Raw genomic sequence first — 6,794 nt, 5'->3', positions numbered from 1 at the left:
GCTCAGGGGGACGGCGGGCGGGTCTGGGACCCGCCCCTACGGCATGACTGTACTGGGTCCAGGTTTGGGTAGGGGAGGCCCTTGGGTCTCCCGCTGGGATTTGCACCGGGAGCGTTGGCTGAGAAAACCCAGGCGCGGAAGTGGAGCTGCACCAGCGGCAATTTTTGCAAACCCAGGGCCCAGTGGCCCGGCGGGAATTTAGAGTGTCACTCAGATTTTGCGCGCCGGAAATTCTGCAAAATTCAACAGGTACGCGTCCCCCGTAATGGGGTCCAGGGGGGGAGCGAATATGAGCGCGAAGCGCTCATCCTGAGCTTCCCCCTGGTGCCTCTTTGGCTTCTTTCTGGGCATCCAGAAAGAAGCTCGCCGCCCGCAGGCGGCGAAATCTCCCGCGCACAATCCAATCAAGACCAGCCCCACTGATCCACATTGTTGACAATAGACCACCCGTGCCCGTGGGGATGAATTTTCTGCTCTGCGATCTGAAGCCCGTCCCGCACCCAGTAGAGGTGGTCCACATTCACCAGCCACACCCAGGGCACGTCCCCCTCCTGGGTGACGCCGGTGGTCCCGTCCCACTGGGCCAGCTGCCAGAGCTGGTAGGACTCCTCCAGATCGGTGCTGGCCAGGGCGGCGTCCATGTAGGAATCCACCGTGGGATTGGAGTAGGGGGTATATTGGGCCGAGCCGGTGTCCCCGATGGTGTGGTAGAGATTGTAGAGCTCCATGGGGGTGTGGGACCCCCAGCCCCAGATCAGAGGCTGAGACAGGGCCCGGTCATAGGCGGTGTCCCAGCCCACCCCCTCCAGGGTGCAGGCGATGCCCAGCTCCTCCATCTGGTTGGCGAAGTCGGCGCACAGGGCCTGGCGCACGGAATCGCCCGTGGAGTAGAGCAGATCCAGCTGAGCCCGCACCCCGTCCTTGTAGCGGTAGCCGTCGCCGGACAGGAGCCAGCCCGCCTCTTCCAACAGGGCGGCGGCCCCTTCGGGGTCGTAGGCCACTTCTGAAGCCCCATTGTACCAGGGCAGACCGTCGCACACGCTGTAAGCGGGGGAGCCGTAGCCGTTCAACACATGGTCGATCATCTCCTGACGGTCCACGCCCAGGTTGATGGCCCGGCGGACCTGCACGTCGGCGGTGAAGTCGTTGCCCACCGCCCGGCCCTGGCCGTCCGTCCCGGCGGGGACGGCGGGGAGGTTGACCCCCCGGTTGTCCACGCTGTTGTAGGCGGCCAGGGAGTAGCCGCCGATGGTCTGGTCGGAGTAGGTGGCCGAGGTGTAGGCCACGTCCACCTGCCCCGCCTGGGCGGCCAGGAAGGCGGCGTCCTCCTCCATAAAGAGGACGACCACCCGGCGCATTTTGGGGGCATCCCCGTAGTAGTCCGGGTTGGCCTCCAAAATCACCTGCTGGCCCCGGTCCCACTGGACCAGGGTGTACCGGCCCGAGCCGATGGGGTTGGAGCCGTAAGTGGCCGGGTCATAGGCGTGCTCCGGAACGATGCCCACGATGGCCATGGTGTAGGGCCAGATGGAGAAAGGCCGGGTCATGTGAAAGACCACAGTGGTCTCGTCCGCCGCCTCCGCGTAGTCCAGCATGGTGAAGTCGTTCACCGAGCTGGAAGTTTTGACTGTGTTGTAAGTAAAGGCCACGTCCTCCGCCGTCAGGGGCTCCCCGTCGGTGAAGGACACGCCGTCCCGGATGGTCACCGTCCAGGTGAGGCCGTCCTCGCTGACGGTGTATCCGGTGGCCAGGTCATAGCCGATGGTCAAGTCCGCGTTGGTAACGGTGAGGGTGGACTGGATGAGGGGCTCGTGGACGTGCTCCCCGGCCCCCCAGCCGAAGGCGGGGTCAAAACCGGAGGCGGGCTCGGAGTTGGGGTCCATGGCCACCACCACCGTGTCCGTCCCCTGGGCGGGTCCGGAGGAGGAGCCGGCGGCATTCCCCCCGCAGCCGGCCAGGAGCAGGGAACCAGAGAGAACAACAGATATAAGAAAGGAAAATCGCTTCACAGAGATACCTCTTTCTGAACGGATGGGATGTAGGGGCGCATAGCATGCGCCCGCTGTAATCGAGGAAAGATCAAAGAAGGTTTACGGGCGGCTGACAGCCGCTCTTTATAGAGCGGAACGAGAGGTCACAGCTTTCCCAAAATCTCCTTCACGACCTCCTGATAGGAGACCCCGTGCTCCCGGGCCAGGGTGGCCGCGTCCTCAAACTCCGGCTTGGCGTGGGCGATACCGTAGCCCTGGGCCAGCTTCAGCCGCACCGGGCCCCACTGGGTCTGGACCTGACCCGCTCCCGGCGTCAGAAAATACTTGCCGCAGCGGCGTACCCGCAGACCGTTGGTGGTGGTCTCGGTGAGGATGTGCCGGGCCAGGTCCCCCTCCCGCTCGGGGGCGCACAGGACGGTGAGAACGTGGCCGGGGCGGCCTTTTTTCATAGTTCCGGGGGTGACGTACACGTCCAGAGCCCCCTCCTCCAGCAGGCGGGAGCAGGCGAAGGCCAGGGCCTCGGGGGTCATGTCGTCGATGTTGCACACCAGCTCCAGAATCTCCCCGTTGGCCTCCCCGGCGGTCTCCCCCAGGAATGCCCGGACGCAGTTGGCCTGTTCAAAGGTCTTGGTCCCGATCCCCACGCCCACGGCCTGGGCAGTCATCACCGGCATGGGGCCGAAGGACTGGGCGAAATGGGTGAGCAGGGCGGCCCCGGTGGGGGTACACAGCTCTCCCCGGACCGTCCCGCCGTAGATGGGCACTCCGGCCAGGAGGTTGGCGGTGGCGGGGGCGGGGACGGGCATGATCCCGTGGGCGCACCGCACCGTGCCGCTGCCCACGTGGACGGGGGAGGCCAGGATCTGCTCCGGCTGGAGCAGGTACAGGGCGTAGCACACCCCCACCACGTCGGCCACCGCGTCCAGAGCCCCCACCTCGTGGAAGTGTACGTCCCCCACGGGGCAGCCGTGGGCCTTGGCCTCGGCCTGGGCGATGGCGTCGTACACGCCCCGGGCATGGGTCTTGACTTCCTCCGGCAGGGGGAGGCTGTCGATCATCGCTCCGATGTGGCCCGGAGTGGCGTGGTGGTGATGGTGGTGGTGTTCCTCCCCATGGTCGTGGTCGTGGTCATGGTCGTGGCTGTGGCCGTGCTCATGCTCATGCCCATGCTCGTGTTCGTGGTCATGGTGGTGATGTTCTTCCCCGTGGTGGAGATGGTCCTGGCCTGCGGCCTCCGGGGCGGCGGGCTCGGTCTCCTCCTGGCCGTCCACCGTCACCGCCATGTGGTTGCCCGCGATGCCGCAGGTGGAGGCCGGCTGGGCCTCCAGCCGCACCCCGGGGAGCCCCAGGCCGTTCATGGTATCCAGGAACCCCTGCTTGTCCTCCAGCAGTTCATACAGGGCGGCCATGAGCATATCCCCGGCGGCCCCCATATTGCATTCCAAGTAAAGTGTCTTCATCTTATTCCACCAGACCTTCCATTTGATTGATGCGGCTGGCCAGGTACCCCGCGCCGAAGCCGTTGTCGATATTGACCACGCTGCACCCGGAGGCGCAGGAGTTGAGCATGCTCAAGAGGGCGGACAGGCCGCCGAAGCTGGCCCCGTAGCCCACGCTGGTAGGCACTGCGATGACGGGGCAGTCCACCAGCCCGCCGATGACCGAGGCCAGGGCCCCCTCCATTCCCGCCACGGCGACCACGCACCGGGCGGACATGAGGGTGTCCAGGTTGGAGAGCAGCCGGTGGAGCCCGGCCACTCCCACGTCGTACAGGCGGGTGACCCGGTTCCCCATGGCCTCGGCGGTGAGGGCGGCCTCCTCGGCCACCGGCATGTCGCTGGTGCCCCCGGTGGCCACCACGATGTTCCCCAGACGCTTCTGCTCCCCAGGGTAGGCCAGGCCCAGCCGGGCCTCCGGGTGGTAGTCCAGGGGAACCGACTGGTCCACCAGGTCCGCCGTTTCCTGGGAGATCCGGGTCACCAGAATGTTCCGGCAGCCCCGCTCCCCCATGGTCCGGGCGATCCCGGAGATCTGCTCCGGGGTCTTGCCCGCCCCGTAGATCACCTCGGCCGCCCCCTGGCGGACGGAGCGGTGGAAGTCCACCTTGGCGTAGCCCAAGTCCTCAAAGGGGGCCTCTTTTAACTTCAGAAGGGCGTCCTCCGGGGTGGTGGTTCCATCGGCAACACCCCGAAGAAGGGCCAAAATGTCGTGTTTATTATCCATGTTGAAAACCTCCATTGACTGACAGTGCACAGAGGGCAGTATGCGGTAGGGCGGGGGCTTGCCCCCGCCGCGTGCGGCCGCGCCCTTATTCGAGGCCGCGGGGCTTCAAGTCCAAAAGCACCCCGTCAAACGCGGCCCCAAGGGAGGAGGAGATCGCCTCCCGCTGTTCTAAAACCAGGGGCAGCTGTTCCTCCGTCACCTGGAGGCGGGCCGCCCCGTGGAAGAGCCGCACCCGGAAGTCCCGGAACCCCAGGGCGTGCAGGGCGCCTTCCGCCCGCTCCACTTTCTCCAGGTCCTCTTTGGTGATGAGGGCGCCGGTGGGGATGCGGGTGGCCAGACAGGCGTAGGCGGGCTTGTCCCAGGTGAACAGCCCCGCCTCCCTGGAGCGGCGGCGGACCTCATCCTTGGTGAGGCCGCACTCCCGCAGGGGGGAGCGCACCTCCAGCTCCCGGAGGGCCCGCATGCCGGGCCGGTCTCCCGCGTCGTCCGAGGCGTTGGTGCCGTCCAGGAGCACCGTGTATCCGTCCTCCCGGGCGGCCTGCCGCAGCCGGGAGAACAGGGCGGTCTTGCAGTGGTAGCACCGCTGGGGCCCGTTGGCCGCCGCCTCCGGGACGGAAAGAATATCCGCCTCCACCACCGTCATGGGGACCTCCAGCTCCGAGGCCAGGCGGCGGGCGTCCTCCAGCTCAAACTGGGGCTGGAAGGCGGTCTTACCATAGTAGGCCCGCACCTCGCAGCCGCACTCCCTGGCCGCCCACAGCAGGAAGGCCGAGTCGGTCCCGCCGGAGAAGGCCACGGCCGCCTTTGGAACCAGGCTGAAAAATTCGTTCAGGGTCATAGAAGGAAACTCCTCTCCGCAGAAAAAGGCGCCTGTTTTCCCCCGCTTCGGCGGGAAAAAGCAGGCGCCTTCGTGACACCAAATGACAGGAAACGTAAAAAATGAACGGTCCAGGGAGCGGAGATCCAGCTTGGCCGGACGGTCCGGCTTCGTGCCGGAATTGTGTGAGCTCCCTGAGACAGTCTTAGTGTACCATCTGGAGTATACTCCAAGTCAAGGGGGAACGGAAAAATTTTTCTCCGTCGCCTTAAAATTATTTCAGTATCCGCCGGGCCCACCGCTCCTTCTGGGGTGTGTAGGGGGGATAGCGCAGGGGCATGTCCAGCCGGGTGGAGGTTTTTAAAATTCCCTTTTCATGGCTGAAGGTGAGGAAGCTCCGCTTTCCGTGGTAGGCTCCCATACCGCTGTTTTCCACCCCGCCGAAGGGCAGGCGGGAGGAGGCCAGGTGGAGGATGGTGTCGTTGACGCACCCGCCCCCGAAGGAGAGCTCCCGGAAGACCCGGCGCTCAACAGTGCGGTCCGAGGTGAACAGGTACAGGGCCAGGGGCCTGGGCCGGGCGCGCACGAAGGCGATGGCCTGGTCCAGGGAGTCCACCGTGAGCACCGGCAGGATGGGCCCGAAAATCTCCTCCTGCATGACCGGGTCCTCAGGGGATACGCCGTCCAGCACCGTGGGGGCGATGCGCAGCCGCTCCGGGTCACAGCCGCCCCCCACGACCACCTTCTCCCGGTCCAGGAGGGAGGCCAGTCGCATAAAGTGCTTTTGGTTTATGATCTTTCCATAGCCCAGATTTTGCAGAGGGTCCGGGCCATACATGCGGCCGATTTCACAGACGATTTCCGACAAGAATTTTTCCTTTACAGATTGGGACACCAGCACATAGTCCGGGGCCACACAGGTCTGCCCGCAGTTGAGGAATTTCCCAAAGACAATCCGCCGGGCGGCCACGGTCAGGTCGGCGGTCTCGTCCACCATGCAGGGGCTCTTGCCCCCCAGCTCCAGGGTGACGGGGGTGAGATGGGCGGCCGCCTTGGTCATCACCTCCCGGCCTACGGCCACGCTGCCGGTGAAGAAGATGTAGTCAAAGGGCTGTGAGAGCAGGCTCTGGTTCTCCTGCCGTCCGCCCTCCACCACAGCGGCGTGCTCCGGGGGGAAGGCCTCCCCGATGAGGGCGGCCAGCACAGCGGAGGTGTTGGGGGAGTAGGCGGAGGGCTTTACCACCGCGCAGTTCCCCGCCGCGATGGCTCCGATGAGGGGCTCCAGGGTGAGGAGGACCGGGTAGTTCCAGGGGGAGAGGATGAGTACCACCCCGTAAGGCTCTGCCAGAACAGAGCACCGGCCGGGGAACTGGGCCAGGGAGGGGAGGACCGGCTTTTTCCGGGCCCAGCGCCGCACATGTCTGCGCACATAGCGCAGCTCGGACAGGGTGAGGCTGATCTCGCACAGAAACGCCTCCATCCGGGACTTGCCCAGGTCGGCCTGGAGGGCCTGGTACAGGTCCTCCTCGTGGTCCAGAATGGCCTGTTCCAGCCTGTCCAGGGCCTGGATGCGGGCCTGGACCGGGAGGGTCCGGCCGGAGAAAAAGTGGGCTCTCTGCTGTTCCAGCAGGGCCTGAATCGCTTGTTCGGTGGGCATAGCGCGCCTCCCTCTAACAGTTTCCCATCTATCTTGCCCCAAATAAAGCGAAAGGTCAAGGAAAATTCCGCCGGAACTGCGGTATAATAGGAGAAAGACGGGAGGG

At 65.4% G+C, this 6,794-nt stretch carries 5 protein-coding genes; all 5 read right to left on the bottom strand.

From position 1 onward, the window contains the following. Window positions 1-404 precede the first annotated feature (404 nt). Window positions 405-2,009 carry an ABC transporter substrate-binding protein gene (locus tag B5F19_RS09760; protein WP_343219427.1) on the bottom strand — a complete coding sequence of 535 codons (1,605 nt, stop codon included), beginning with the start codon at window positions 2,007-2,009 and terminating at the stop codon, window positions 405-407. Window positions 2,010-2,134: 125 nt separating this feature from the next. After that, complete coding sequence (gene larC / locus B5F19_RS09755; protein ID WP_087290007.1) at window positions 2,135-3,451, bottom strand: nickel pincer cofactor biosynthesis protein LarC; 1,317 nt, start codon at window positions 3,449-3,451, stop codon at window positions 2,135-2,137. Between the two features lies 1 nt (window position 3,452). Further along, window positions 3,453-4,214: a nickel pincer cofactor biosynthesis protein LarB gene (gene larB, locus B5F19_RS09750; RefSeq protein WP_087290005.1), complete on the bottom strand. Its 762-nt coding sequence runs from the start codon at window positions 4,212-4,214 to the stop codon at window positions 3,453-3,455. Between the two features lie 85 nt (window positions 4,215-4,299). After that, entirely contained in the window at window positions 4,300-5,052 is a 753-nt protein-coding gene (gene larE, locus B5F19_RS09745) for an ATP-dependent sacrificial sulfur transferase LarE (RefSeq protein WP_087290003.1), read from the bottom strand. Between the two features lie 253 nt (window positions 5,053-5,305). Beyond that, the gene (locus tag B5F19_RS09740) at window positions 5,306-6,688 is read right to left on the bottom strand and encodes an aldehyde dehydrogenase (protein ID WP_087290001.1); all 1,383 of its coding nucleotides are present in this window, start codon (window positions 6,686-6,688) and stop codon (window positions 5,306-5,308) included. Window positions 6,689-6,794: the final 106 nt, after the last annotated feature.

It is taken from the genome of Pseudoflavonifractor sp. An184 (assembly GCF_002160305.1).
GTDB lineage: Bacteria > Bacillota > Clostridia > Oscillospirales > Oscillospiraceae > Lawsonibacter > Lawsonibacter pullicola.
The sequence above is the reverse complement of the archived record's forward strand: the minus strand, read 5'-3'. Positions and strand labels throughout refer to the sequence as shown.